At 65.7% G+C, this 26,116-nt stretch carries 23 protein-coding genes, 3 tRNA genes, 1 other RNA gene and 1 pseudogene; 17 read left to right on the forward strand and 11 right to left on the reverse strand.

Features of this window, described 5'->3' with window-relative positions:
* Window positions 1-291 precede the first annotated feature (291 nt).
* Window positions 292-3,222 carry a TonB-dependent receptor gene (locus FHT09_RS19080; RefSeq protein ID WP_104606741.1) on the reverse strand — a complete coding sequence of 977 codons (2,931 nt, stop codon included), beginning with the start codon at window positions 3,220-3,222 and terminating at the stop codon, window positions 292-294.
* A gap of 261 nt (window positions 3,223-3,483) precedes the next feature.
* Entirely contained in the window at window positions 3,484-4,455 is a 972-nt protein-coding gene (locus FHT09_RS19085) for a LysR family transcriptional regulator (protein WP_016903232.1), read from the reverse strand.
* Between the two features lie 373 nt (window positions 4,456-4,828).
* Here FHT09_RS19085 and FHT09_RS19090 point away from each other — a divergent pair, with 373 nt between their 5' ends.
* The 5 genes from FHT09_RS19090 (at window position 4,829) to fdxA (ending at window position 8,827) form a co-directional block, all read left to right on the forward strand.
* Window positions 4,829-5,461 (forward strand): 2-dehydro-3-deoxy-6-phosphogalactonate aldolase, encoded by a 633-nt coding sequence (locus FHT09_RS19090; RefSeq protein WP_104606740.1) that lies wholly within the window; start codon window positions 4,829-4,831, stop codon window positions 5,459-5,461.
* On the forward strand, window positions 5,458-6,606 hold the full coding sequence (dgoD, locus tag FHT09_RS19095) for a galactonate dehydratase (RefSeq protein ID WP_104606739.1): 1,149 nt from the start codon (window positions 5,458-5,460) through the stop codon (window positions 6,604-6,606). The genes FHT09_RS19090 and dgoD overlap by 4 nt, the downstream gene beginning before the upstream one ends.
* A complete protein-coding gene (locus FHT09_RS19100) occupies window positions 6,600-7,511 on the forward strand; it encodes an SMP-30/gluconolactonase/LRE family protein (protein ID WP_047130311.1) in 912 nt (303 codons plus the stop codon). Before dgoD ends, FHT09_RS19100 begins: the two co-directional genes overlap by 7 nt.
* Complete coding sequence (locus FHT09_RS19105) at window positions 7,508-8,386, forward strand: 2-dehydro-3-deoxygalactonokinase (RefSeq protein WP_104606738.1); 879 nt, start codon at window positions 7,508-7,510, stop codon at window positions 8,384-8,386. The genes FHT09_RS19100 and FHT09_RS19105 overlap by 4 nt, the downstream gene beginning before the upstream one ends.
* Before the next feature lie 117 nt (window positions 8,387-8,503).
* Window positions 8,504-8,827: a ferredoxin FdxA gene (fdxA, locus tag FHT09_RS19110; RefSeq protein ID WP_006453280.1), complete on the forward strand. Its 324-nt coding sequence runs from the start codon at window positions 8,504-8,506 to the stop codon at window positions 8,825-8,827.
* Window positions 8,828-8,926: 99 nt separating this feature from the next.
* On the opposite strand, the gene FHT09_RS19115 is transcribed toward fdxA, so the two are convergent.
* Complete coding sequence (locus FHT09_RS19115) at window positions 8,927-9,445, reverse strand: hypothetical protein (RefSeq protein WP_047130309.1); 519 nt, start codon at window positions 9,443-9,445, stop codon at window positions 8,927-8,929.
* Between the two features lie 16 nt (window positions 9,446-9,461).
* On the reverse strand, window positions 9,462-10,370 hold the full coding sequence (gene dapA, locus FHT09_RS19120; protein WP_104606737.1) for a 4-hydroxy-tetrahydrodipicolinate synthase: 909 nt from the start codon (window positions 10,368-10,370) through the stop codon (window positions 9,462-9,464).
* Window positions 10,371-10,462: 92 nt separating this feature from the next.
* On the opposite strand from dapA, the gene FHT09_RS19125 reads away from it, so the two are divergent.
* The 10 genes from FHT09_RS19125 to FHT09_RS19170 all read left to right on the forward strand — a co-directional run bounded on the left by FHT09_RS19125 (window position 10,463) and on the right by FHT09_RS19170 (window position 16,642).
* Window positions 10,463-11,089 carry a glycine cleavage system protein R gene (locus FHT09_RS19125; RefSeq protein WP_104606736.1) on the forward strand — a complete coding sequence of 209 codons (627 nt, stop codon included), beginning with the start codon at window positions 10,463-10,465 and terminating at the stop codon, window positions 11,087-11,089.
* Between the two features lie 13 nt (window positions 11,090-11,102).
* Window positions 11,103-11,453 carry a ribonuclease E inhibitor RraB gene (locus FHT09_RS19130; protein WP_047130307.1) on the forward strand — a complete coding sequence of 117 codons (351 nt, stop codon included), beginning with the start codon at window positions 11,103-11,105 and terminating at the stop codon, window positions 11,451-11,453.
* 37 nt (window positions 11,454-11,490) lie between these two features.
* The gene (locus tag FHT09_RS19135) at window positions 11,491-11,973 is read left to right on the forward strand and encodes a peroxiredoxin (protein WP_104606735.1); all 483 of its coding nucleotides are present in this window, start codon (window positions 11,491-11,493) and stop codon (window positions 11,971-11,973) included.
* A gap of 82 nt (window positions 11,974-12,055) precedes the next feature.
* Window positions 12,056-13,453, forward strand: coding sequence for a PhoH family protein (locus FHT09_RS19140; RefSeq protein ID WP_104537800.1), 1,398 nt, complete (start codon window positions 12,056-12,058; stop codon window positions 13,451-13,453).
* The gene (locus FHT09_RS19145; protein ID WP_104606734.1) at window positions 13,453-13,935 is read left to right on the forward strand and encodes a hypothetical protein; all 483 of its coding nucleotides are present in this window, start codon (window positions 13,453-13,455) and stop codon (window positions 13,933-13,935) included. The genes FHT09_RS19140 and FHT09_RS19145 overlap by 1 nt, the downstream gene beginning before the upstream one ends.
* A 6-nt stretch (window positions 13,936-13,941) precedes the next feature.
* Window positions 13,942-14,613, forward strand: coding sequence for a YoaK family protein (locus FHT09_RS19150; protein ID WP_104606733.1), 672 nt, complete (start codon window positions 13,942-13,944; stop codon window positions 14,611-14,613).
* Window positions 14,614-14,650: 37 nt separating this feature from the next.
* Entirely contained in the window at window positions 14,651-15,460 is an 810-nt protein-coding gene (thiD, locus tag FHT09_RS19155) for a bifunctional hydroxymethylpyrimidine kinase/phosphomethylpyrimidine kinase (protein ID WP_104606732.1), read from the forward strand.
* Window positions 15,457-16,338: an alpha/beta fold hydrolase gene (locus tag FHT09_RS19160; RefSeq protein ID WP_104606731.1), complete on the forward strand. Its 882-nt coding sequence runs from the start codon at window positions 15,457-15,459 to the stop codon at window positions 16,336-16,338. The genes thiD and FHT09_RS19160 overlap by 4 nt, the downstream gene beginning before the upstream one ends.
* A 40-nt stretch (window positions 16,339-16,378) precedes the next feature.
* Window positions 16,379-16,455, forward strand: a tRNA-Arg gene (locus tag FHT09_RS19165).
* A 110-nt stretch (window positions 16,456-16,565) separates the two neighbouring features.
* A tRNA-Arg gene (locus tag FHT09_RS19170) sits at window positions 16,566-16,642 on the forward strand.
* A 145-nt stretch (window positions 16,643-16,787) separates the two neighbouring features.
* Here the strand turns inward: FHT09_RS19170 and FHT09_RS19175 are convergent.
* Complete coding sequence (locus tag FHT09_RS19175) at window positions 16,788-17,780, reverse strand: DedA family protein/thiosulfate sulfurtransferase GlpE (protein ID WP_104606730.1); 993 nt, start codon at window positions 17,778-17,780, stop codon at window positions 16,788-16,790.
* Window positions 17,781-17,824: 44 nt separating this feature from the next.
* Entirely contained in the window at window positions 17,825-18,769 is a 945-nt protein-coding gene (locus FHT09_RS19180; protein WP_104606729.1) for a LysR family transcriptional regulator, read from the reverse strand.
* A gap of 133 nt (window positions 18,770-18,902) precedes the next feature.
* Between FHT09_RS19180 and FHT09_RS19185 the strand changes: the two genes are divergently transcribed.
* Complete coding sequence (locus FHT09_RS19185; protein WP_104606728.1) at window positions 18,903-19,604, forward strand: pirin family protein; 702 nt, start codon at window positions 18,903-18,905, stop codon at window positions 19,602-19,604.
* Window positions 19,605-19,665: 61 nt separating this feature from the next.
* Window positions 19,666-19,740, forward strand: a non-coding RNA gene (locus FHT09_RS19190) — sX9 sRNA.
* 303 nt (window positions 19,741-20,043) lie between these two features.
* On the opposite strand, the pseudogene FHT09_RS19195 reads toward FHT09_RS19190, so the two are convergent.
* The 5 genes and pseudogenes from FHT09_RS19195 to recX all read right to left on the reverse strand — a co-directional run.
* Window positions 20,044-21,924 (reverse strand): annotated as a pseudogene (locus tag FHT09_RS19195) (PAS domain-containing protein); the annotation flags it as partial.
* Window positions 21,925-22,159: 235 nt separating this feature from the next.
* Window positions 22,160-22,252 (reverse strand) — tRNA-Ser (locus FHT09_RS19200).
* An 85-nt stretch (window positions 22,253-22,337) separates the two neighbouring features.
* Window positions 22,338-22,550, reverse strand: coding sequence for a carbon storage regulator CsrA (gene csrA / locus FHT09_RS19205; protein ID WP_003481884.1), 213 nt, complete (start codon window positions 22,548-22,550; stop codon window positions 22,338-22,340).
* A gap of 138 nt (window positions 22,551-22,688) precedes the next feature.
* Entirely contained in the window at window positions 22,689-25,337 is a 2,649-nt protein-coding gene (gene alaS / locus FHT09_RS19210; protein WP_184417084.1) for an alanine--tRNA ligase, read from the reverse strand.
* 101 nt (window positions 25,338-25,438) lie between these two features.
* Window positions 25,439-25,927 carry a recombination regulator RecX gene (gene recX / locus FHT09_RS19215; protein ID WP_016904266.1) on the reverse strand — a complete coding sequence of 163 codons (489 nt, stop codon included), beginning with the start codon at window positions 25,925-25,927 and terminating at the stop codon, window positions 25,439-25,441.
* Window positions 25,928-26,116: the final 189 nt, after the last annotated feature.

The raw sequence follows: 26,116 nt of genomic DNA on the forward strand, positions 1-26,116 counted from the left end.
GCGCGAACGCCCTGCCCGTCGTTGGTGCTGGCCCGCATCCGCCCACGACCGGAAGGCCGGGCGGGTGCGATGCGTGGTAATCCTGACGAGGCTTACCTAGCGGCTGCGGCCGGAGCATAGGGCGGCGCCGTCGTGCCACACCAATGAAATATTCCTGGAAAGGTATTCGTAAAACCTATAGCAACGCCGACAAACCCGCTGGGTCTGGCATTGCGGATCCGGATGGCCGGATCGGCCAAAGCGGGCTCAAGTCTGCGAGCCCGCACACGGCGGTTCCGTGATGGCCTTCGCTTACCAGTTCATGCGCAGCACCAGCGAATAGCGCCGGTCGTTGACAAACGAGGAGCGCGTATACAGACGCGGGTCCACCTCACCGCCTTCGTACGAGGTCGGCCCCATCAGCACCTTGGTCACCGTATTGGTCAGGTTGTTGGCCTGCACGCCCAGTTGCAGGTGCTCGTTGAAGCGGTAGAAGAACGAGCCGTCGAGCTGACCATAGTCGTCGGCCCAGGTCGGCAGACGGGTGGACGCATCGCTGGTGGTCAGCAGGTAACGCGAGCGCCAGTTGTAGGCCAGACGCAGCGACAACGGGCCCTTCTCGTAGATACCGGCCAGGTTGTAGCTGCGCCGCGACAGGCCTTCCAGCGGCAGCTCGACCCCGGTAACGGTGGTATTGGTGTACGGGTCGGTGGCGGTGTTGGCGCCGCCCTGACTGTCGACGAAGGTGAAGTTGGCATTGACGCCGAACCCGCTCAACCAGCCCGGCAACTGGTCGAAGAACTGGGTATAGCCCAGCTCCGCGCCGCGGATGGTGCCCTCGTCCATGTTGTACGGGCGTGTCACCAGCCAGGGGCGGTTGTCGTAGATCTCGCTGCGGGTCTGGGTGGAGAAGTAATCCTTGACCTTCTTGTAGAACAGCGTGGCGTACAGCATGTCGCTGGTGTCGAAATACCACTCCAGCGCGGTGTCGAACTGGTTGGCCACCATCGGCTTGAGGTTCGGGTTGCCGGCGGTGCCGACAAAATCGGTGGCCTGGCCGGCGTCGTTGGTTTCCACGTTGAGCAACACATACGGCTGCAACTGGGTGTAGTCCGGGCGCGCCATCGCCTTGGAAGCGGCAAAGCGCCACTGCAGGCTGTCGGTGAAGCGCAGACGCAGGTTCAGGCTGGGCAGCACGTTGGTATAGCTGCCCTGGGAATTGTTCTCGAAGTACTGCCCGGTATAGCGCGCCTGCAGTTCCGGCAAGACATTGAGCCCGGCCAGGTTCTGGAACTGGCCGAAGCCTTCGGCCTGGGTCTTGGTCTGCACCACGCGGATGCCGATGTTGCCGTCCACCGGCATGCCCCAGGCCTCGTCGTTGCCGAAATACAGTGCCGCGTAGGCGGCCTGGGTGCGTTCGAACTGCCGGTTGGTGTCCTGCGGCTGATAGCTGTCCGGCGCCCAGCCGTAGCCGCGCAGCGCCACGATCTGCTGGATCATCTGCGAGGCGGAGCGGTAGTTGTTGACCAGGCTGCTGTTGGGCACCACCAGCGTGGTCGGCACGTTCACTCCACCGCGGAAGAAATCGGAGAAGGTGAACAACGACGACTGGTCGGTCATGAACTCGGACATAGTCGCCAGGCCGTTGCTGGTGCCGGGAATGGCGGCCCAGTTGTCGGAGATCACGCCCCAGTTGTAACCGGAATTCTTGTTGATCTGATTGCGGTCGGTGGCGCGCATGCCGAAGCGCGCAAAACGCAACCAGTTGCTTTCATCGAAGGTGTATTCCAGATCCACGCGCGTGGACAGCTGCCGCCCGCGGTTCTTGCCCAGGTGGTCCATCGCCGCCGCCCAGAAGTAGTTGGACGGGTCCTGGGCAAAGGCCGGGTTGGCGATCTGCACGCTGGGATACTTGCCCGACACGTCGTACGACAGGCCCGGCAGATAGGTCGCACTGAACACGGTGAAATCCAGCTGTTCGTTCTCCGACTCCACCAGTTGCATATCGCCCTTGATCTGCAGGTTGTCGTTGAAGAAATGGCTGAAGCCCACCGACATGTCGGTGGTGGTGGTGCGCTGTTCGGAATAGCGGTTGTCGGTATTGAAGCGCACGCCGTCGCCGGTGAGCACCCCGCGCCACGAGCTGGACACCGGCGAGCCGCGCAGGAAGGCGCCGCGCTCGTCGTAGTCGAAGCTGGTGCCCGGTGCCGGCGTGATGCTGTTGTTGCTGTCGTTGAAGAACGCGGCGCGCTCCTGCCAGTTCATGTCGTAGCGCGAGCGCAGGAACTGCGCATAGATCTCGGTGGCATCGCTGGGCCTCCACTGGAACGCCGCCGCGATCCCGTCGCGCTTGCGCTCGAAATCCAGCTGACGCCAGTTCACCCCGCCCGGCACGAACACCTCGCTGCGCCCGCTGCCGGCCAGCACGGCCTCATCGGTCCGCCGCACGTACGGCTCCACCTGGATGCCGTCCGAGCGCGTGGCCAGCTCCGAATGCGCCACATCGATCATGAAGCCCATTTCGCCGATGCCGGTGTTCCAGCGGTCGCTGAACAGGAACGAGGCCGACGGCTTGTACTTCTTGCTCATGTCGCCGTAGTTGACATCGACGTTGCCGCCGACGATCCGGCCCGGATTGTCGAACGGCATGCGCGTGCGCAGATTGACCGTGCCGCCCAGCCCGCCTTCGATGATTTCCGCCGAGGGGTTCTTGTAGACGTCCACACCGGCCATCAACTCGGCCGGCACGTCTTCGAAGCTCAGGCCGCGGCCGCTGGCAGCGCTGAAGATGTCGCGCCCGTTGAGTTCGCCACGCACCTGGGTCAGGCCGCGGATCATCACGCCGCTGCCTTCGGCGGAGAAATGGTCAGGGTCGCTGCGTGCGGCGAAGTGATCGATAGTCACGCCGCTGACGCGCTGCAGGGTTTCGGTGACGCTGCGGTCGGGCAAGGCGCCGATGTCCTCGGCACTGACCGAATCCACGATCTGACTGGCGTCGCGCTTGATCACCTGCGACTTGATCAGGCTGGCGCGCACGCCGCGCACTTCCACCGTATCCAGATCCACCGCGCTGTCGGCGGTCTTGCCGGCCGGGGCGGTCGGGGACGGTTGCGTCTGTTGTGCGTACACCGGTGCGGCGAGCAACAGCCCGATGCCCACCGCCATGGCGGAATGACGCAACCGCGGGGTACGACGTGCGTGCACGCCCGTCCCTGCCGAGGCATGGCTTGAGAACTTGTGCATCTGAATCCCTCCCAGGACGCAAGACGGCTGAAGACTGGTTATCGCGGCTCGTCAACCGGCCGCATGATCGTGCAGGGCGCGGACGTCGCCGCCCGGCTCCACATCCCACCACATGGCGGTTTGCCCGCCGATCACCTGCCCGACTTCACGTGCGCTTCAGCGTGCGATCTGACTCACAGATATAGGCGCGTGGTCTAGCGCCAGCCAATGAAGAATTCACGGCTTGGTATGCCCTGCCGGAATACAAATGGCAGAGCCTGCTTAACCAGTGGATTCCGGCCCGCGCAGACCGGGATACAAACGCCGCGCGGTGGTGCGTAGCGCCTGCAGAATGCGCTCGGCACCCGGCGGCAAGATGTAATCGCGCCGACGAATGATGCCGAACGACTCCATGCGGACGCCCAGCTCGATCGGCAGCACGGTCAGCAGCTTGGCCTGGATCAGCGGCGCCACCGATTCCACCGGCAAGGCGGTCAGCATGTCGGTGCCGCGCAGCAGCGTGGAGGTCACCGGCAGCGACGAGGTCTCGATCGCATTGGTCGGCGTCTGCACGCCGTGCTCCATGAACATCGAATCCAGCCGCGCGCGCAGCACGCTGTCGGCCGGCGGCAGGATCCAGCCATGCCGCACCAGATCCGCATGCTGCAGGCCGGCCCGGCTGGCCAGCGGATGGCCGGCACGCGCGATCACCGAATGCGGCTCGTCGGCCAGCGGCTCGAATTCCAGCTCGCCCACGCCCTCCGGCCCCAGGATGCGGCCGATCACGATGTCCAGCTGGCCGTCCAGCAACTTGGCCACCAGCGGGCGGCTGTAGTCCATTTCCACCCGCACCAGAATGTCGGGAAATTCGCGCTTGACCTCGGCGATCGCCTGCGGCACCAGGTTGGTGCCCGGATTGACCACGGTGCCGATCGAGGCCTGCCCCATACGCCCGGCACGCAATGCGGCGATTTCTTCCTGCGCCCGGCCGATTTCCGACATCGCCGCACGCGCACGCCGGATCAGCACATGGCCGTACCAGGTCGGCTCCACCCCGCGGGCATGCCGCTCGAACAGTTTCACACCTAGCATGTCTTCCATTTCCGCCAGCAGCTTGGAGGCGGCCGGCTGGGTCATGCTGGCAGCCTCGGCCGCACGCAGTACCGAGCGTTGTTCGTGCAGATGCAATAGCAGCAGCAGCTGGCGGGTCTTGAGGCGGGCAGCGTTGAACCAGGGAGTGCCGGAATTTGCCATGGGAGGTCGCCACGCAGCTGTATTCGTAGGAGGAATAGAATATGCCGAAAATTTCATTTGCAGCACATATCTCCCCGCGCGAGGCTATCGAACGCCGCAGCAGGAGCCCCTACCTCCCGGGCGCGGCCAGAACAGACGTGACCCATCTTTCCCGAGGTGGCAACACGCACGCCATGATTGCGGAGGTGGACGACGATGACGGCAACTTGCCGGCCAATTGCAGGCCGTGGGAGTGCGCACGCAAGTGCCGCAGCCACTTCGTCGCGACTGCCTGCCGCTCTCCGCGCGCCGCCATGCAGCGCAGCAACCTCCCCCGACGTTGGCGACCATCCGGTCGCCGACGGCCGTTTTCCGCTCTATCGCGAGTAACACGATGACTTCAGACTCCACCGCCAGCCTGTTCGCCCTGCCGCTGATCGCCATCCTGCGCGGCATCACGCCGGAAGAAGCGCTCGACCATGTCGGCGCATTGATCGACGCCGGTTTCGACGCGATCGAGATCCCGCTCAATTCGCCGCGTTGGGCCGAGAGCATCGCGCTGGCCCAGCAGGCCTACGGCGAGCGCGCCTGGATCGGCGCCGGCACCGTGCTGCGCAACGACGATGTCGATACCCTGGCCGAGATCGGCGCGCGCTTCATCGTCACCCCGAATACGCGCCCGTCGCTGATCCGCCATGCGGTGTCGCGCGGGCTCACCGTGGTCGCCGGTTTCGCCACCGCCAGCGAGGCGTTCGACGCCATCGATGCAGGCGCAACGATCCTGAAGCTGTTCCCCGCAGCCACCTATGGCGCCGCGCATGTGCGCGCGCTGCGCTCGGTGCTGCCCAAGCACATACCGGTCTATGTGGTCGGCGGCGTCAGCCCGCAGACCCTGGCCGGCTTCCTTGCGCAGGGCGCCGCCGGGGCCGGCATCGGTGGCGAACTGTACAAACCCGCGCAATCGCTCGAAACGACCCAGACGCATGCACGCGCCTTCGTGCAGGCCTACCAGGAACTGCAAGGATGAAGATCACCCGCCTCACCACCTACCACGCCGCACCGCGCTGGCTGTTCCTCAAGGTCGAGACCGACGAGGGCATCACCGGCTGGGGAGAGCCGGTCATCGAAGGGCGCGCGCGCTCGGTGGAAGCCGCCGTGCACGAACTGGCCGGCTACGTCGTCGGCAAGGATCCGGCGCGCATCAACGACCTGTGGCAGACCATGTACCGCGCCGGTTTCTACCGCGGCGGCGCCATCCTGATGAGCGCCATCGCCGGTATCGACCAGGCCTTGTGGGACATCAAGGGCAAGGCGCTGGGCGTGCCGGTGTACGAGCTGCTGGGCGGGCTGGTGCGCGATCGCATGAAGACCTACCGCTGGGTCGGCGGCGACCGCCCGGGCGCGATCATCCAGCAGATCACCGACTACCGCGCGCTGGGCTTTGACACCTTCAAGTTCAACGGCACCGAGGAGATGAAGCTGATCGACAGCGCGCGCGCGGTCGATGCGGCGGTGGTCAAGGTCGCCGAGATCCGCGAGACCTTCGGCAACAGCATCGACTTCGGCATCGACTTCCACGGCCGCGTCGGCGCGCCGATGGCCAAGGCGCTGCTGCGCGAGCTGGAACCGTTCAAGCCGCTGTTCGTCGAGGAACCGGTGCTGGCCGAGCAGGCCGAGTACTACCCGCGCCTGGCCGCAAGCACCTCGATTCCGCTGGCGGCCGGCGAGCGCATGTTCTCGCGCTTCGAATTCAAGAACGTGCTGTGCGCCGGCGGTATCGGCATGGTGCAGCCGGATCTGTCGCATGCCGGCGGCATCACCGAATGCGTCAAGATCGCCGCGATGGCCGAGGCCTACGACGTCGGCTTCGCCCCGCACTGCCCGCTCGGCCCGATCGCGCTGGCCGCCTGCCTGCACGTGGACTTCGTTTCGCACAACGCGGTGCTGCAGGAACAGAGCATCGGCATCCACTACAACGAAGGCGCCGACCTGCTCGATTACGTCGTCAATAAAGACGATTTTCAGTGTGTCGATGGCAGTATCGCCGCACTGCCCAAGCCCGGGCTCGGTGTGGAGATCGACGAAGACATGCTCAAGCGCGCAAACGAAAATCCGCCGGACTGGCGCAACCCGGTCTGGCGTCACAGCGATGGCAGCATCGCCGAATGGTGAGCACGCCCGAACACACCGCCGTGCTGGCGGTCGACAGCCGCTGCACGCATGGCGAAGGTGTGCTGTGGTGCGAGCAACGTGAAGCGCTGTACTGGGTGGACATCAGCGAGAAGCGGCTGTGGCGGCATCATCCGCACAGCGCGCGCACGCAGTACTGGACGCTGCCGGACCGCCCCGGTTGCCTCGGCCTGATGGACGACGGCCGCGTGCTGATCGCGCTGGCCAAGTCGATCTGCATCGCCGACCCGGACAACGCCGACGCCGACACGCTGCCGCTCGAGCACCTGGCCGACATCGAAGCCGACAACCCGCACACGCGCAGCAACGACGGCCGCGCCGACCGCAACGGCAACCTCGTGTTCGGCACCATGGACGAGCACGACCACAAGGCTGCGCGCGGCGCGATGTACCAGTTCTCGCTGCGCCACGGCCTGCGTGCGTTGCCGCTGCCGGGCGTGTCGATCCCCAACTCGATCTGCTTCAGCCCCGACGGCCGCACGCTGTATTACTGCGACTCGCTGCGCCCGCAGATCCTGTGCTGCGATTACGACGCCGCCACTGCGCAGACCAGTAACGTGCGCGTGTTCACCACGCTGGACCGCGACGATGCCGAGCCGGACGGCTCCATCATCGACAGCGAGGGTCATCTGTGGAATGCGCAGTGGCGCGCCTGGCGCGTGGTGCGTTACCGCCCGGACGGCAGCATCGAGCGCATCGTGCAGTTGCCGGTCAAGCACCCCACCTGCAGCGCCCTCGGCGGTGCCGCGCTGGACCGGCTGCACGTGATCAGCTCGCGCCTGGACCACAGCGCCGACGAACTGGCCCGCACCCCGGAAGCCGGCGGCCTGTACGTCTGCGACGTGCCGATCAGCGGCCTGCCCGAGAGTCGGGTGGCCAGCGCATGATCGCCATCGACTGGGGCACCAGCAGCCTGCGCGGCTACCTGCTCGCTGCCGACGGCACGGTAGTGGAGCAACGCCGCGGCAGCGGCGGCATCCTGGCCTGCCAGGGCCGCTTCGCCGAAATGCTGAGCACGCTGATCGACGGCTGGGACGGCCCGCTGCTGCTGTCGGGCATGATCGGCAGCCGCAATGGCTGGGTCGAACAGGCCTATCTGCCCTGCCCGGCCGATACCGCCGCCCTGGCGCAGGCGATGCGCAGCTACACCGACCTGCTGCCCGGCCGCACGCTGTGGTTCGTCCCCGGCGTGAGCACCGGCGGGCACCGCGGTGTGCCCGATGTCATGCGTGGCGAGGAAACCCAGCTGGTCGGCCTGATCGCCGCACTCGGCGACGGCGAACACGTCGCCTGCCTGCCCGGCACGCACAGCAAGTGGGCGCAGATCGCCAACGGGCAACTGACCGGTTTCGCCACCGTCATGACCGGCGAGCTGTATGCGGTGCTGCGCCAGCACAGCATCCTGGGCAAGCTGATGCAGGACGACCCTGCAGACCTGGACACCGACGCCTTCGCGCAAGGCGTCGACCGCAGCGCCGCGCCCGGCGGCCTCAGCCACCACCTGTTCGGTGCCCGCACGCTGGGCCTGTTCGACCGCCTCGCCGCCACCGCGCTGCCGTCCTACCTTTCAGGCCTGCTGATCGGCCACGAACTGCGCGACCAGTGCGGCACTCACGCCAGCGTGCACCTGGTCGGCAGCCCCGGGCTGGCGCAACGCTACGCGCTGGCGCTGGCGCAGTTGGGCGTGCAGACGCAGCTGCATCCGGAAGATCTGGCTGCGACGGGATTGTTCGCGCTGGCCAGGCAGCGCGGGCTGGCCTGACCGGAGACGGTCAGGACCACGCCGAGCGGCCAGGGCTGGAGGCCGACACATCCCGGCCAACCCCACACCGGCCACCGGACTGCTTTAGAATTGACAGGCTAAACGCCGGATTCCGCCATGCCTTTTGTTGTCACCGAAAACTGCATCAAGTGCAAATACACCGACTGCGTCGAGGTCTGTCCGGTGGATTGCTTCCACGTCGGCCCGAATTTCCTGGTCATCGACCCGGATGAGTGCATCGACTGCACGCTGTGCGAGCCGGAATGCCCGGCCAATGCGATCTACCCGGAAGACGACGTCCCGGCAGGCCAGGAAGGCTTCGTCGCGCTCAACGCCGAGCTGGCCAAGGCCTGGCCGGTGCTGACCGTTCGCCAGGAGCCGCTGCCCGATGCCGCCGAGTGGGACGGTAAGCCCAACAAGTTGCCGCTGCTGCAACGCTGAATCAGCGCCTGGCAGCATCCAGCCGGGCAACCACGCAGCAAAAACGCAGAACGGGCGCCCGAAGCGCCCGTTATGCTGTCTGCGATTGCTGCAGCGGTCTCAGCCGCCCAGCTTGCCCTTCAACGCCGTGATGACCGCCACCGGCGCTGCCGCCGTGGCCGGCATGCCGCGCGGATCCACCGCCGACACATAGCTGCCGGCGTCGACCTTCACCACGCGCACCAGGAAGCTGGACCCCTCGTAGCTCACGTCGTAGGAACCGAGCATCTGCGCCTTGCTGGCGATGGTCAGGCCGGGGATGTCGGCCAGCGCCGCGCCGACCTTGGCGAACACCGCGTCGCGCTCGCCCGGCACGGTGAAGCCGCTGTTGGCGCTGGCAGACGGCGGCGCCGAGGCATTCTGCTGTGCGGTCGATGCCAGCGTCGGCACCTTCATCGCACCGGAGGTGTCGGGCAGGTTCAGATCCGGCGGCACTTCCAGCGGACGGGCTTCCGGGGCCAGCGCGTAGTCACCGCGTGCGCCCTTGTGGAACCAGCTGCAACCGCTCGTGGCGGCGACGGTGGCGGTCGCCAGCAACGCGAGCGAGAGCACGCGGACGGGGGAAACGGAATGACGCATCGATAGATCTCCTGGGTCAGGCCGCGAGCATTTCGCGGCTGGAAAGCGCTTCCAACGCAACAGCGTCGGCGGCAAGGCGGTCGGCGGCAGGCTGGTGCGCCGCAGAGAGGGGCAGTAACGGCAGACGCAGGCCGTGCCCGATCCCGGCGCGCTGCAGCAGCGCCTTGACCGGGATGGGATTGGATTCGATCCCGCAGAAACTGTGGTACTCGCTCAGGCGTGCGTCCCACGTAGTGGCCGCCTCGCGCTGGCCATCGCGGGCCAGATCGCACAGCCGCCGGTACGCCGATGGCAACGCGTTGGACGCCACCGAAATCAGCCCGTCGGCACCGGACAGCATCGCCTGCGCGGCGCTGCCGTCGTCGCCGCTGAGCACTGCAAAGGACTCGCTGCGCAGCGCCACCAGCGCGGCGACGCGCTCCGGTTCGCTGCGCGCTTCCTTGATGCCGACGATGTTCGGATGGCCGACCAGCGCGGCAACCGTCTCCGGCAACAGGTCGCATCCGGTGCGCCCGGGCACGTTGTACAGCACCATCGGCAGCCCGCCGTTGTCGGCAACCGCCAAAAAATGCGCCTGCAGGCCGGCCTGGGTCGGACGCACGTACGGCGGCGTCACCACCAGCGCGTACCGCGCACCCAACGCCGCGGCGCGGCGCGTCTGCGCAATGGTCTTGGCGGTGCCTGACAGGCCGGTACCGGCCAGCACCGGCACGCGGCCGGCCACCTGCGCAACCGCGGCACGCAACAAGGTGTCGTACTCCTCGTCGCTCAATGCCGCGGCCTCGCCGGTGGAACCGGCGACGACGATTCCCTGCACGCCGCCGTGCAGTTGCTGTTCCAGCAACCGCCGCCAGGCATCCAGGTCGAGTGCGCCGTCCGGACCGAAAGGGGTCGCCAGCGCGGTGATGATGCCGGAAAGGGACAAGATTCTGCTGCTCTTACGTGACAGGAAAGGCCCGCGCGCACGCGGGTTGTGGCCGCCTGCATGTTACTTGCGGCGCGAAACCACGGGCAAGTATGCTGGTCACCGCCAGGGCGCCTGCCCGGGCGGCCATTCAGCCTGATGCAATGCCGGAAGCCCCTTTGACCGACTCGACTCCCCGGCCTTCGCCGACCGAAAACCACCTCCTGATCAACGCCTACACGACGCATCCGGAGTCCCCCCTGTTGCCCGTCACCCGCCGCATCGCCGACAGCGGCTGCAATCTCGTGGACGCCCGCCTGGCTACGGTGGGGCGCGATGTCTCGGTCACCGCCCTGGCCACCGGCTCCTGGGATGCGGTCGCTAAGCTCGAAGCGATGCTGACCCGGCTCGAGCGCGAGGAAGGCCTGAAGCTGGTGTGGTACCGCACCGGCCCCAAGCAGACCCAGTCCAACCTGCTGCCCTACATCGTCGAAGTCATCGCCGCCGACAAGCCGGGCATCCTGTTCCAGCTGGCCGATTTCTTCGACCGCCAGGGCATCACCATCGAGAACCTGCAGAGCACGCGCTACCGCGCCATGCAGACCGGCGCGGAGATGTTCTCTGCGCAGGTGACGATCGGCGTGCCGGCCAACATGCACATCGCCGCGCTGCGCGATGATTTCCTGGAATTCTGTGATCACCTCAATCTCGACGCGATCATGGACCCGATGAAGTTCTGAGGCAGACGTTCCGATGGCCATTGCCCTTTCCGCGCTGAAACAGATGTTCGCGCACATCCGCTCCGAGACCGACTGGAATCTCGACGGGCCGTTGCGCTGGGAGTATTTCTTCGCCGACCCGGCGCAGCAACCGCTGCAACACCTCGCCGAGCAACTGACCCAGGACGGCTATCGCGTCATCGACATCTTCCTCGGCGAACGCGACGAAGACGATGGCGACGACGAGGAGTCGTACTTCCTGCACGTGGACAAGCTGGAACAGCACACCATCGAGTCGCTGAATCAGCGCAATGCGCAGTTCGATGCGCTTGCCAAACGTTTCCATGTGGCTGCTTATGATGGGATGGACGTCGGTCCGGCATGACCGCGCCGTACGCCCCTCCACTTAGGGCTGAGCAACGATGACCGACGCTGTACTGGAACTACCCGCTGCAAGCTTGGACCTGCCACTGTTGCTGTCCGGCGGCACCCACACCACGCTGCGCGGCTACGCCGGCAAATGGGTGGTGCTGTATTTCTATCCGAAGGACAGCACGCCCGGCTGCACCACCGAAGGCCTGGACTTCAATGCACTGCTGCCGCAGTTCACACAGGCCGGCGCGGTCGTGCTGGGTGTCTCGCGCGACTCGGTGAAGTCGCACGACAACTTCTGCGCCAAGCAGGGGTTCGCCTTCCCGCTGATCAGCGATGGCGAGCAGGCCCTGTGCCGCGCCTTCGATGTGATCAAGGAAAAGAACATGTACGGCAAGCAGGTGCTGGGGATCGAGCGCAGCACCTTCCTGCTGTCACCCGAGGGGGCCGTGGTGCAGGCCTGGCGCAAGGTCAAGGTCGCCGGCCATGCCGACGCCGTGCTGGCCGCGTTGAAGGCGCACGCCGGACAGTGATGCCCCCTGGTTTCCCGTGTCCTCCATCACCCTGCCCCGCAGGCGTGATGGCTCGCCCCTGCTCCATCACTTGGAAGACCCAATGACCCAAGGCAAGCGCATCTACGTGCTGGACACCAACGTGCTGATGCACGATCCCACAGCGCTGTTCAAATTCGAGGAACACGATGTGTTCCTGCCGATGCAGGTGATCGAGGAACTGGACAACGCCAAGAAGGGCACGTCCGAAGTCAGCCGCAATGCGCGCCAAGTCAGCCGCTTCCTGGACGAACTGCTGGAGAACACCAACGCCGAGCAGATCCAGGCCGGCATCCTGCTCAGCCATCCGCAGGGTATCCAGCTCAAGGGCCAGGCGGCGATCGGCCGGCTGTACTTCCAGATCCATCCGATCGACCCGGGCCGCACCTTCGGCGCGATGGTCCCGGACAACAAGATCCTGGCCTCGGTGCTGGCGCTGTGCGAAGAGCATCCGGATGTGCCGGTCATTCTGGTGTCCAAGGACATCAACCTGCGCATCAAGGCCTACATCAGCGGCCTGAACGCGGAGGACTACCAGAACGATCGCGCGCTGGACGATTTCAGCCTGCTGTTCACCGGCGCCATCGAGCTGCCGGACAACTTCTGGGAAAAGCACAACCAGGACCTGCGCAGCTGGAACGAGCGTGGCCGCACCCATTACGAGATCGTGCTGGCCGACGACGAAGACTGGTATCCGAACCAGTACCTGTATCTGCCGGGCGAGGATGAAGTGGAACTGCGCGTTGCCAAGGTCGGCGGCGGCAAGGCCACGCTGTGCCTGGTCGATGATTTCCGCAGCGGCCAGCACGCGGTCTGGGGCATCGTGGCGCGCAACCGCGAGCAGAACTTCGCGCTCAACGCCTTGATGGACCCGGAGATCGACTTCGTCACCCTGCTCGGCACCGCCGGTACCGGCAAGACCCTGCTCGCGCTGGCCGCCGGCCTGGCGCAGACGATGGATCAGCAGCGTTACCGCGAAATCATCATGACCCGCGCTACCGTCAGCGTCGGCGAAGACATCGGCTTCCTGCCCGGTACCGAAGAGGAAAAGATGACGCCGTGGATGGGCGCGCTGACCGACAACCTGGAAGTGCTCACCCACAACCAGGACGGCGGCTCCTGGGGGCGTGCGGCCACCAACGACCTGCTCGCCAGCCGCATCAAGATCCGTTCGATGAACTTCATGCGCGGGCGCACCTTCCTGTCGCGCTACCTGATCCTGGACGAGGCGCAGAACCTCACCCCCAAGCAGATGAAGACGCTGATCACCCGTGCCGGCCCCGGCACCAAGATCGTGTGCCTGGGCAACGTCGAACAGATCGACACGCCCTACCTCACCGAAACCACCTCGGGCCTGACCTATGCGGTGGACCGCTTCAAGGCCTGGCCGCACAGCGCGCATATCACGCTGCGTCGCGGCGAGCGTTCGCGCCTGGCCGACTTTGCCTCGGAGGTGCTGTGATGCACATGCTGCGCGGCGCTGCGGCTCTTGCCGTCATGGCACTGGCCGGTTGCGCGACCGCGCCGCCGCCAGCAAGCGTGCCGACCAACCTCAAGAACGGGCAGTCCTGGGTCATCACCCGCCAGGGCATTGCCGAGCAGGTGTTGGACACCTGCTCGCGCGACAGCCCGGCGCGGCATCCGGGCCAGGTCACCGGCTACTGGACACCGAGCCAGCAGCAGATCGAACAGCTCGAATCCAGGCAGGATGCCTTGACCCCGACCATCCCCGAGCCGCGCGATTTCGACCGCCAGTACGTGGGTGTGGTGATCCAGGGCCAGCAGCTGATCTACATCAATGCCTTCAGGCTGCCCAACGATCCGCCAGTGAAGCCGGCCAAGGAAGCGATCCGGGTATGCGACGGCGGCAGTGCCTTCTGGGGCGCGCTGTACGACCCGCAAACCGGCGCGTTTTCGCAGGTCGCCGTCAACGGCACACCCTGACCGGCGATGGGAATCCTGCTGCCGCGCTGGGTCTGGATGGGCGCGGTGGCATTGTCGGGCGTGGCCGGCATGGTCAACGTGGTCGGCTACCTGGGCTCAGAGCACCAGGTGGTCAGCCACCTCACCGGTACCACCAGCCTGCTCGGCGTGGCCCTGGTGCAGAACAGCGCGCCGGAGATCGGTTTTCTCTGGGGCATCCTGATCGCCTTCTGCGCAGGCGCCATGCTCAGCGGCCTGATCATCCAGGACGATGTCCTGCGGCTAGGGCAGCGCTACGGTGCGGCGCTGCTGCTCGAAGCGTTGCTGTTGCTGGCTGCGATCCCGCTGTTCAAGCTGCACCATGTCGGCGGCGCGCTGGTCGCCGCAGGCGCCTGCGGCCTGCAGAACGCCATGGCCACCACCCTCAGTGGCGCGGCGGTCCGCACCACCCATCTGAGCGGCATGTTCACCGACCTGGGCATCGGCCTGGGGCACCTGCTGCGCGGGCGCCCGCTGCAGGTGCGCCGGCTCACGCTGAGCGGACTGATCATCGGCGGCTTTCTCGGCGGCAGCATGCTCGGCACCTGGCTGTTCCTACGCTGGCACTATGACGCGCTCTACCTGCCGGCCGGCCTCACCGGATTGACCGGTGCAGGCTATGTTGGCTACCTGCAATGGCGTCGCTGGCGTACGCGATGATCCGCACAACCACCAGGCGGCAGGGCAGACTCCACGCATGACCACGTCCAGCACGCTGTGCGCCCTGACCATCGCCGGCTCCGATTCCGGCGGTGGTGCCGGCATCCAGGCCGATCTCAAGACCTTCGCCGCGCACCGTGTGCACGGCCTGTCGGCGATCGCCGCATTGACCGCGCAGAACACGCGCGCCGTCACCGCCGTGCATCTCCCGCCGATCGCGTTTTTGCAGGCGCAGGTCGATGCCTGCTTTGCCGATTTCCAGATTCAGGCGGTCAAGCTTGGCATGCTCGCCAATGCCGAGGTCATCCATTGCGTGGCCGATCTGCTCCACACCCATCGCCCACCGTTCGTGGTGCTCGACCCGGTGATGGTGTCCACCAGTGGCGCCCGCCTGCTCGAAGATGCCGCGCTGGAGGCCCTGCGCACACGCCTGCTGCCGCTGGCCACGCTGATCACACCCAATACGCCCGAAGCCGAACTGCTGACCGGCCGCCGCATCGACGGTAGCGACGCCGCCGAGCACGCCACCGCCGCCCTGCTCGAACTCGGTGCCAACGCGGTACTGCTCAAGGGCGGCCACCTGCACGAGGGCACGCGGGTGATCGACCGCTTCGATGACGGCGTCATCCAGGACGTGTTCATGCATCCGCGCCTGCAGGTCGATGCGCACGGTACCGGCTGCAGCCTGTCGGCGGCCATTGCCGCGCAGCTGTGCCAGGGCCTGTCCCTGCGCAATGCCTGCGAAGCGGCGATCGACTACGTCGCGCGCGCCATCGGCCTCGGCCATAGCCCCGGTCACGGCGAGGTGCTGGTGCTGGACCATTTCGGCGCCGCGCCCAGCCCATGAGCGTGCAGGCCAGCACGCTTGCCGTCGCCGCCGCGGATGGACACGCCTGGCAGGTGCTGCGCCACGCACCGGCGCGGCCGATCGCCAGCCTGCTGTGGCTGCCGGCACTGGGCGTTGCTGCGCGACACTACCAGCCGTTCGCGCACGCCCTGGCTTGCGCCGGCATCGCGGTGTATCTGCACGAATGGCGCGGCCATGGCAGCAGCACGCTGCGCCCCTCGCGCCAGCACGACTGGGGCTATCGCACGCTGCTTGCCGACGATATCCCCGCCAGCCGGGCGCTGCTCGACCTGCATGACCCGCGGCTGCCGTGCATGCTGGGCGGTCACAGCCTGGGCGGCCAACTGGCTTGCTGCCATGCCGCGTTGCAGCCCACACGGATTGCGCAGCTGTGGCTGGTCGCCAGCGGCTCGCCGTACTGGCGCAATTTTCCGGTACCGATGCGCTACGGCCTGCCACTGATCTTCCGGCTGCTGCCATGGCTGGCACGCACGCAAGGCGTGCTGCATGGACGAACGCTCGGTTTCGGCGGCACCGAGGCGCGCAGCCTGATCGCCGATTGGGCGCAGGTCGGTCGCAGCAATCGTTATCGTGCGGCCGGCACCTCGTGGGATCTCGAGCAGGCGCTGGGCCAGCTCGAGATGCCGATCAGCGCAGTGACCTTCGCACGCGATCGCTTCGGCCCGCCCGGCGCCTTGCAAGCCTTGCTGCAGAAAATGCCGCAGGCACGCGTCGAACTCGTCGCCTTGGACGATGCGCAACTGGGCGCGCGCAGCGATCACTTCGCCTGGATGAAGACGCCTGCCGCCGTGGCCGCTGCGCTGCGCCGGCGTCTTGGCGATGAGGGTAGCGACAATCGAATGTCACAAAGGGATTGACGAGGACTCCGGGCATCCGCATAATTCCGCTCCTGACGACGCGCCCGTAGCTCAGTTGGATAGAGTACCTGGCTACGAACCAGGCGGTCGGGAGTTCGAATCTCTCCGGGCGCACCATCTTCAGAAACAACAAGAGACAGCCTTCAACCGCTGTCTTTTTAGTTACAAAGGTCCGATCGCACCGCGAAGGACCTGCAAGTTAGGAATGCAAGTCAAAACAAGATAATGCGCCCGTAGCTCAGTTGGATAGAGTACCTGGCTACGAACCAGGCGGTCGGGAGTTCGAATCTCTCCGGGCGCACCAATCTTGAAGAAAACGACCAGCTTGCTGGTCTTTTTTTTGCCTATCGTTCGAGTGCACGGCGTGGCTGCGCTGGTACCACGCAGCGAACATGACGCAGCAAGTGCCAAAGACCAGCATGTGCGCCGCAAACACCGCGTCACTGCGGTCAGGCCATCGCACCCAGCGCATCGGTCCGGGCAACCCCCGCCACCGGCAGCAACGAGGTCACCGGATGCCCGGCGTCGCGCCACGCATCCAGCCCACCCAGCAACGGCCGCACGTCGCGATATCCGCGCTCGCGCATCCGACCGGCCAACCACGCCGCCGACACCTCGGCCGGACACGCGCAGTAGATCACCACGCTGCGATCGCGCGGCACGCTGGCCAGGATCTGCGCGAGCTGACGCTCGTCGGCGAACACCGCGCCGGGAATCGTGTACGGCTGCAGATCGCGATGGCCCGGCGCCCGGATATCCAGAACTGCCGGCCGTAGCGCTTGGTCGCCATCGAGCAGCGGCACCAGCTCCTCCACCGCGATACGCGCATGCTCCAGCGAGCGCAGCAAGACCTGCCGCCGCCACCAACGCCAGCCGACATAGCAGGCCAGCGACACGGCCAGCACGACAACCGCCCCGGACCCCAGATCGGACAGCACTGCGAGCACGCCCTGCACCTGGTGCGCAAACAACGCGCCCAGGCTCAGCCCGACCAACGCCCACAGCGACGCACCCAGGGCGTCGTAGCGCAGGAACGCCGCCGGGCGCACCCGCATCGCACCGGCCATCGGCACCGAGACCATCGACAGACCGGGCACGAACTTGGCCACCGTCAATACCCGTACACCCCAGCGCGAGAAGAACCGCTCGGTCTTTTTCATGCAGGTATCGCGTGACAGCGACAGCCGGCACAGCGACTGCAAGGTGCGATTGCCGAAACGGCGGCCGGCCAGATACCAGGCCAGGTCGCCGAGCAGACTCGCCAGCACCGATACTGCCAATGCCGTCAATCCGGCCAGCCATGCATCGCTCCCGCCCTGCAGCGCGTAGCTAGCACCGACCAGCACCAGGGTCGGCAGCGCTGGCACCGGCAGGCCCAGTGACAACGCCAGCACGTTGGCAAACACCAGCGCCAATCCGTACTGTTCGATCAAGCCTTGCATGCGGCGACCCTGCGCGACGGCGAGGGCCCATTATCCGCCCTTCCTCACACGCGCGACTGCCCGGCGGCGGCGGAACGATACGTTTCGGCAAGCGACTGCAGCCAGCCATCGAACAGTCCCTCCCGACGTAGTGCGCGCCGCCACCAGCCCAGTGCCTCTCCCTCCTCGCCCGGCCGCCATGCCAGGTAGAAGGTTTCGTCGGGTTTGCGGGTTTCCACCTGCAGCTCGCACAGCCGGCCCTCCTGCAGCGCGCCGCGCGCATACGGCTCGGGCAGAAAGCCGTAGCCGGCACCGGCCAGCTGCAGTTGCAGCTTGGCCTGCATGTCCGGCACGGTGAGCACATCGCGCGCGGAGAGCAGGCCCACCGTGCGTGGCAGCAGACGCCGCGCCGAATCCGCCACCGCGATCGCACGGTGTTCGGCCAGCTCGGCCGCGCCCAGGGTGCCGGCGCCCGCCAGCGGATGCGTGGAGGCCACCGCGAACACGAAGCGCAGCGTGCCGATCGCCTCGGCGACATAGCCGCCACCGCTCGGCCCCTCGCCTGCCGCGACGATCAGATCCACGCGCCGATCCAGCAGCGCCTCCCAGCTGCCGGACAACGATTCGCTCACCACGCGCAGACGTGTGCTATCGGCCACCGTGTAGAAGTCCAGTATCTGCGCCTGCAGCAAGGCCACCGGCAGGATCGCATCCAGCCCGATCGCAAAGTCCGACTCCCAACCCGAGGCCACCCGCCGTACCCGCACCTCCAGCTCCTGCGCGGCCCGCAGCAGCTGCCGCCCTTCGCGCAGCAACTCACGCCCGGCCTGGGTCGGTGTCGCCTTCGGACCGACCCGTGCGAACAGCTGCACGCCCAGATCGTCCTCCAGCTTGGAGACCGTGTAGGAAATCGTCGACGGCACCTTGAACAACACCTTGGCCGCGGCCGTGAACGAGCCGCGGCGGTCGATCGCATCCAGGATCTGCAACGCTTCCAGGCTGATCTTCATTGTTCGATTTTTTCGATGATAACGCCCAAATCTACTCGCTTTTTGACGCCGATGCGGAAGTGGAGACTACCCATCAAGTGGCCGGAACACCGATTCACTCCCGGCAACACCGACCCTTTCAAGGAGAAGCAGCATGCTGAATGTCCGCAAGAGCGAAACCCGTGGCCGCGCCGAACACGGCTGGCTGTCCTCGCGTCACACCTTCTCTTTCGCCAGTTACCACGACCCGCGCCACATGGGCGTCGGCCCGCTGCGGGTGATCAACGAAGACAAGGTGTCTCCAGACGAAGGCTTCGGCACCCACGCCCACCGCGACATGGAGATCATCTCCTACGTCCTGGGCGGCGCACTGGAGCACAAGGACAGCATGGGCACCGGCTCGGTCCTGCACTACGGCGATGTGCAGCGCATGAGCGCCGGCAGCGGCGTCACCCACAGCGAGTTCAATCACTCCGCCAGCGAACCGGTGCACTTCCTGCAGATATGGGTGATGCCCGAACGCAACGGCATCGAGCCCAGCTACGAGGAAAAGCATTTCGATACCGACAGCAAGCGTAACCAGCTGCGCCTGATCGCCTCGCCCGGCGGCGAGGACGGCTCGCTGCGCCTGCACCAGGATGCGCGCCTGTATGCCTCGATCCTCGATGGTCAGGTGCGTCTGCAGCAGCCACTGGCCGAAGGCCGCATCGGCTACGTGCAGGTGGCGCGCGGCAGCTTGAGCGTCAACGGCCAGGCGTTGTCGGCCGGTGATGCGCTGCAGATCACCGACGAGCCGGAGATCGTGCTGGCCGATGCACGCGATGCAGAAGTAGTGGTGTTCGATCTGCCGAAGTAAGAGCGACTGACAGAACCACTGCGCAGCCGCCAGGCGGGCGCGGCCGGTGCTCGGAATCGGCACGTACCACACGTACACTCCGATTGCTGCGCGCCGTCCGCACCGCCTGACGACTGCTCGCTACGTTTTGTTAGCCGCTCCAAGCGCCCCCCGCCCAACGTGCAGTGTGCCGCAGACAAGCCCGCACGCTGCGGGCTGGGGCTTTGCCCACATCAAGAAGCCCGCTTCCGGCGGGCTCTTTGTGCTCAATCCAAGTTGCAAGCAAGCCGCGGGCGATGACGCATGCTACGCATGACGCAGTCGCGTCCACACCGCCGCACAGCACTGCATCACTGCGCGGGGATCACGCAGCCTGTGGCCTGGCAGGCCTGGCAGGCCTGGCAAGCGGTTGGACCGGGGACTCACTCTGCACGGCAGCGGCCTCTGTGCCGTCATCGCCATCGCCATTGACCAAGGCAAACAGCGCATCGGCATCTGCTTCCAGCACACGCGCCGAGCGTGCCAGATTGTCGACCATCTGCGCCTGATCGCGCGCCTGCACACCGATCGATTGCAGCGCGGTGTTGGCGGTGGAAATATCCCGCGCCTGCTCCTGACTGGCAGCGGCAATCTGCTCCACGGTCTCAGTGACCCGCAGCACCGAGCTGACCATGTCCTGCATCACCATCCCGGCCTGCTCGGCCAGGCGCGAACCATCGCCCGCCTGGTCAGTCGCGTTGTCGATCAAGCCACGGATTTCCTTCGCCGAGACGCTACAGCGCTGCGCCAAGCTACGCACTTCGGTCGCTACCACGGCAAATCCACGCCCCTGCTCGCCAGCGCGCGCCGCTTCCACGGCTGCATTCAGGGCCAGGATATTGGTCTGGAACGCGATGCCGTCGATCACCTCGATGATCTGGCCGATGCGATCGGTGGCCAAGCGAATGCCGGCAGTGGTCTTGACCATGTCGGCGATGACGGTGGCGCCGCGTCGCGCAACATCGGCCGATGCCTCGGCCATGCGCTGCGCCGAACCTGCGCTGTCGGAATTGGTGCGTACGGTTTCTGCCAGTTGATCGATGGTGAACGAGGTCTGCGCCACGGCCGCCGACTGCGTGGATGACCGGCTCACCAGCTCCTGATTGCTGACCGAAATATGGTGCGACTCGCGTTGCACGTTCTGCGCGACGCTCATGGTCTGCTGCATCAACCGACGCATGCGCTCGGCCGAGCGCACCTGACCGGTGACATCGGTGGCGTACTTGACCACCTTGTACGGGCGCCCGGATACATCCAGGATCGGGTTGTAGGACGCCTGGATCCATACCGAACTCCCGTCCTTGCGCAGCCGCCGGTACCGGCCCGCGTCGAACTGCCCGCGCGCCAGCTTCGACCAGAAATTCCGATAGTCTTCGGAGGCGCCGTAGCTTGCGTCCACGAAGACGCGGTGATGCTGGCCGATCGCCTCCTCGGCGGAGTACCCCAAAATGGCCAGGAAGTTCTCGTTGGCACTGAGTACACGCCCCTCCAGATCGAACTCGATCACGCCCATCACCTTGTCGATGGCCTGGATGCGTCCATCGGCATCGGCCGAATCGATCACCTGACGGGTCACGTCGGTCGCGTACTTGACCACCTTGTACGGCCGCCCGTGCTCGTCGAGTACCGGGTTGTAGGACGCCTGGATCCACACCTCGCTGCCGTCCTTGCCAATGCGCTTGTAGCGGCCGGCATCGAACGCGCCGCGCCCGAGCGACTCCCAGAACGCACGATAGGCCGCGGACTGACGCGTTTGCGTGTCCACGAACATGCCGTGATGCTTGCCGCGGATCTCGTCGAGCCGGTAGCCCATGACGGCAAGGAAATTCTCGTTGGCATCGAGCACCGTGCCATCCAGCGAGAACTCGATGACCGCCATGACCTTGTCGATCGCCTCGATGCGGCCTTCGAAATCGGCGGTCTGACGCACCTGCGCGGTGATGTCGGTGGCGTATTTGATCACCCGATAGGCCTTGCCCGCGCGATCCAGCAACGGGTTGTACGAGGCGTTGATCCATACTTCGCGCCCGTTCTTGTCCAGGCGGCAGAACCGCCCGGCATTGAAGTCGCCGTGACGCAGCGCCTGCCAGAACTGTCGATAGCTTTCGCTGTCGCGATCCCCGGAGGTCACGAACATGCGGTGATGCTGACCGACGACCTCGTCCAGCCGATAACCCATCAGGGACAGGAAGTTCTGGTTCGCATGCAGGATGCGGCCATCAAGATCGAACTCGATCACCGCCATCACCCGGTCCACCGCATCGGCCTTGTGCTGCAGCCCACGGCTCCGGAAAGAAAACAGGCGTCCAAGCAGCGGCGGTAGGCGCATTGGGTCGAGATCCGAGAGAGGTGTCACAGCCTTAGCGACCCACGCCTGGGTTACTTGAATCGCTGCCTGCCGCGCGTTTGTGGCAATTCAGACGGTGCCGCCGGTGTTGCTGCCGGTCGTGCACGGTTGCCGTCAGCACACCCCTCACCTACCCTTCGACACAAATGAAAACGCCCGCAAATCAGCGATTTGCGGGCGTTTAGAACACTGGCGGAGCGAGAGGGATTCGAACCCTCGATAGAGTTTTTGACCCTATACTCCCTTAGCAGGGGAGCCCCTTCAGCCGCTCGGGCATCGCTCCAGTTTTTTTGCGTCCTGCCGCGTTGTCCGTTGCAGGCCGCGAAGAATACCGGGTAAGAGGGGCTAACGTAAACCCTTTATGACGATCAATTCGAAGAATCGTCGCCGTGATGCGCACCGGACGCGACCGGCTCATCCCCACGCTGGATCCGCTGATAGATTTCTTCGCGGTGTACGGCAACATCTTTCGGTGCGGTGATGCCGATACGCACCTGATTACCCTTGACGCCGAGCACGGTCACAGTGACCGAGTCGCCGATCATCAAGGTTTCGCCTACCCGGCGAGTGAGGATCAACATTGTGCAAATCTCCTGGAACCGGTGGGTTTCCCACCAGCATCGGCGGCCTGCGGACAAGGCGCGCCCTAGGTAAAGGGAATAGACCGGAAATGGTAGCGGGACACCCTGCCAACCAGCAAGGCATACCAGGACAAGTGTTCAGCCCAAGTGTTGCTTGACCCAGGAGGGCACGCCTTCCAGCGCGGTCGCAAGGGCGGGACCATCCTCGCCACCACCCTGGGCGAGATCCGGACGACCGCCGCCCTTGCCACCGATCTGACTGGCGATATGGGCGAGGAGTTCCCCCGCTTTGACCTTGCCGGTTGGGCTTCCGTTCACGCCGGCTACGAGCGCAACCTTGCCGGCAGCAGCGCCTGCCAACACGACGACCGAATCGCCCAACTGCTGCTTGAGACGATCCATTGCATCGCGCAAGGCCTTGGCGTCGAAGCCCTCCAGACGCACGGCAATCACCTTGACTCCCGCCACATCAACAGCGTTGGAACCCAGGTCTGCAGTCGCGCCGGAGGCCAACTTGGCCTTGAGCGACTCCAGCTCACGCTCAAGCCGCTTCTGACGCTCGGTGAGCGCGCGAACCTTGTCGACTACCTCGGTGGCGTTGCCGCCGAGCAGGCTGGCCGCCTCGTGCAGACGTCGCTCTTCATCGGCAACATGGTCCAGCGCACCCTGCCCGGTCACCGCCTCGATACGACGCACGCCCGAGGACACACCGCCTTCGGAGGTGATCTTGAACAAGCCGATGTCGCCGGTGCGGGTGACATGGGTGCCCCCGCAGAGCTCGGTGGAATAGCCACCCATCTTCAGCACGCGCACGTTCTCACCGTACTTTTCGCCGAACAGAGCCATCGCGCCGAAATCCAGCGCCTCCTGCATGGCCATGTTGTGCACTTCGACACTGTGGTTGGTGCGCACCTCGGCATTGACTTTGCGTTCGATCACAGCGAGCTCTTCTGACGTGATCGGCTGGAAGTGCGAGAAGTCGAACCGCAACCGGTCCGGCGCAACCAACGAACCCTTCTGCTGCACGTGGGTGCCCAGCACCTCGCGCAAGGCCGCATGCAGCAGATGCGTGGCCGAGTGGTTGAGGATGGTCTTGCCGCGACGCTGCACGTCGATCCCGCCCGCCAGCACATCGCCCAATACGAGCGCACCTTCGGCGATGCGCCCCACATGGCCATGAAACTGACCGGCAAACTTCTGGGTGTCGGCGATCTCGATGGAGACATCGCTGCCGCTCAACTGGCCGCTATCGCCGACCTGACCACCGGACTCGGCGTAGAACGGCGTGCGATCGGTGAACACGATGACCTCGTCGCCGGCTTCCGCCCGCTCGACCGGGCGGCCCTGCTTGAGCAACGCAACGACCTTGAGCGCATCGGCGTCGTAGGCCTCGTAGCCCAGAAACACCGTCGGCGACATGGTGGCGACCAGATCGGCCGGCAATGCGACGCCGCCACCGAACTTGCCGGCGGCACGCGCGGTCTCGCGCTGACGCTCCATGGCGAACTCGAAGCCCTCCATGTCCACGCGCAAGCCGCGCTCGCGTGCGATATCGGAGGTCAGATCGACCGGAAATCCGTAGGTATCGAAGAGGCGGAACGCATCGGCACCGGGGATCACTTCCTGCGCGCGTGCGGCGACGTCGTCGAAGATCTTCATGCCGGCGTCCAGCGTCTCGGCAAAACGCTCTTCTTCGGCCAGCAACGCGCGCGCAACGGTCTCCCGCGCGACCACCAGTTCCGGATAGGCTTCGCCCATCAGCTCGACCAGGGTCGGCACCATCTTGCTGAAGAACGGCTGGCGCACCCCCAGCATCCAGCCGTGCCGCAGCGCACGCCGGATGATCCGGCGCAGCACATAACCGCGGCCTTCATTGGACGGCAGCACACCGTCGACGATCAGGAACGAACAGGCGCGGATGTGATCGGCGATCACCCGCAGCGACTTGTTCTCCAGATCGGCGACGCCGGTCAGCGCACTGGCCTTGCCGATCAAGGCCTGGAACAGATCGATCTCGTAGTTGGTATGCACGTGCTGCAGGATCGCAGCCAGACGCTCCAGGCCCATGCCGGTGTCCACGCACGGCGCCGGCAACGGCACCAGGGTGCCGTCGGGCTGGCGGTCGAACTGCATGAAGACCAGGTTCCAGATCTCGATGAAGCGATCGCCATCCTCGTCCGGCGAACCGGGCGGACCACCGGCGATATGGTCGCCATGGTCGAAGAAGATCTCGGTGCACGGGCCGCACGGGCCGGTATCTGCCATCTGCCAGAAGTTATCCGACGCGTATGGCGCGCCCTTGTTGTCGCCGATGCGCACAATGCGGCTTTCCGGAATGCCGATCATGTCGCGCCACAGCGCGAAGGCTTCTTCGTCGGTGTGGTAGACCGTGACCAGCAGCCGCTCGGCCGGCAGCTTCCAGACCTGGGTCAGCAGCTCCCAGGCCCAGCTGATGGCGTCCTTCTTGAAGTAGTCGCCGAACGACCAGTTGCCCAGCATCTCGAAGAAGGTGTGATGGCGCGCGGTGTAGCCCACCGAATCCAGATCGTTGTGCTTGCCGCCGGCACGCAGGCAGCGCTGCACGTCGGCCGCGCGCACATAACTGCGCTTCTCCGCACCAAGGAAGACGTCCTTGAACTGGACCATGCCGGAATTGGTGAACAGCAAGGTCGGGTCGTTGCCCGGCACCAGCGGCGCGGATGGCACGATGGTGTGGCCTTTGCCCTCGAAAAACGCGAGGAAGTCACTACGGATCTGGGAAGTGCTGAATTTGGCGGGTGCGTTCATGTGCTGGCATTGGGCGGGCGGCAGTCCCGGTCACCCAATGAGATGTGGGCGCAGATGAGCGGAACAACCTGAAACCACGAAGGGTAGCAGGCCTGACGCCCTCAGTCCTCAAGGTCGAAGCGCGTGGCGCTCCGAATGCTGTTGCCATCAAAACCACGCCGGGCCAGCAGATCGGCGGCCTTGCGCCGTTGCGGCAGATCGGTTGGACCCTGGTCGCCAAAGCGACGGCGGATCAGATCACGTGCGTTTTCGGTCCAGTCGCCTTCAAATGTCGCCATTGCGGCGCTGATGGCATCGCTGTCCAGGCCATGGGTGCCGAGTTCGGCGCGGATATGCAGTGGGCCGTAGCCCGAGCCTGCACGATTGCGTACGACCGAGGCCGCAAAACGGGTATCGTCCTGCCAACCCTCGTCCGCCAGGCGCTCCACGGCCGCCTGGGCAGCGTCCGGCTCGATACCGCGCGCCAGCAGCTTGCGATTCAATTCCTTGCGCGAATGCTCGCGCCGCACCAGCAATCCCAGTGCACGTTGGACCGGCGTCTGTTCCTTGAACCGGCGTCCCCGCTTTGGCGCGGGCTGTTGCTCGTCCATCGTGGGTGTCCCAAGTACCAAAATCACACAACCTCAATGCGCCATCCATGGCGCCTGCCCTCCTGGCCTTCGATAGATCTACCGCGGGAAGCAACGGCACTGACTCCGCCGTCCCCGCGATAGAAAACCTGCCGCAGCCATCAGCGCTGCCGGTCCCCCATCAGGCGGACGCGGCAGGCAGGCAGAACG

This window comes from Xanthomonas sp. CFBP 8152 (assembly GCF_014199025.1).
In the GTDB taxonomy this organism is placed as follows: domain Bacteria; phylum Pseudomonadota; class Gammaproteobacteria; order Xanthomonadales; family Xanthomonadaceae; genus Xanthomonas; species Xanthomonas arboricola_B.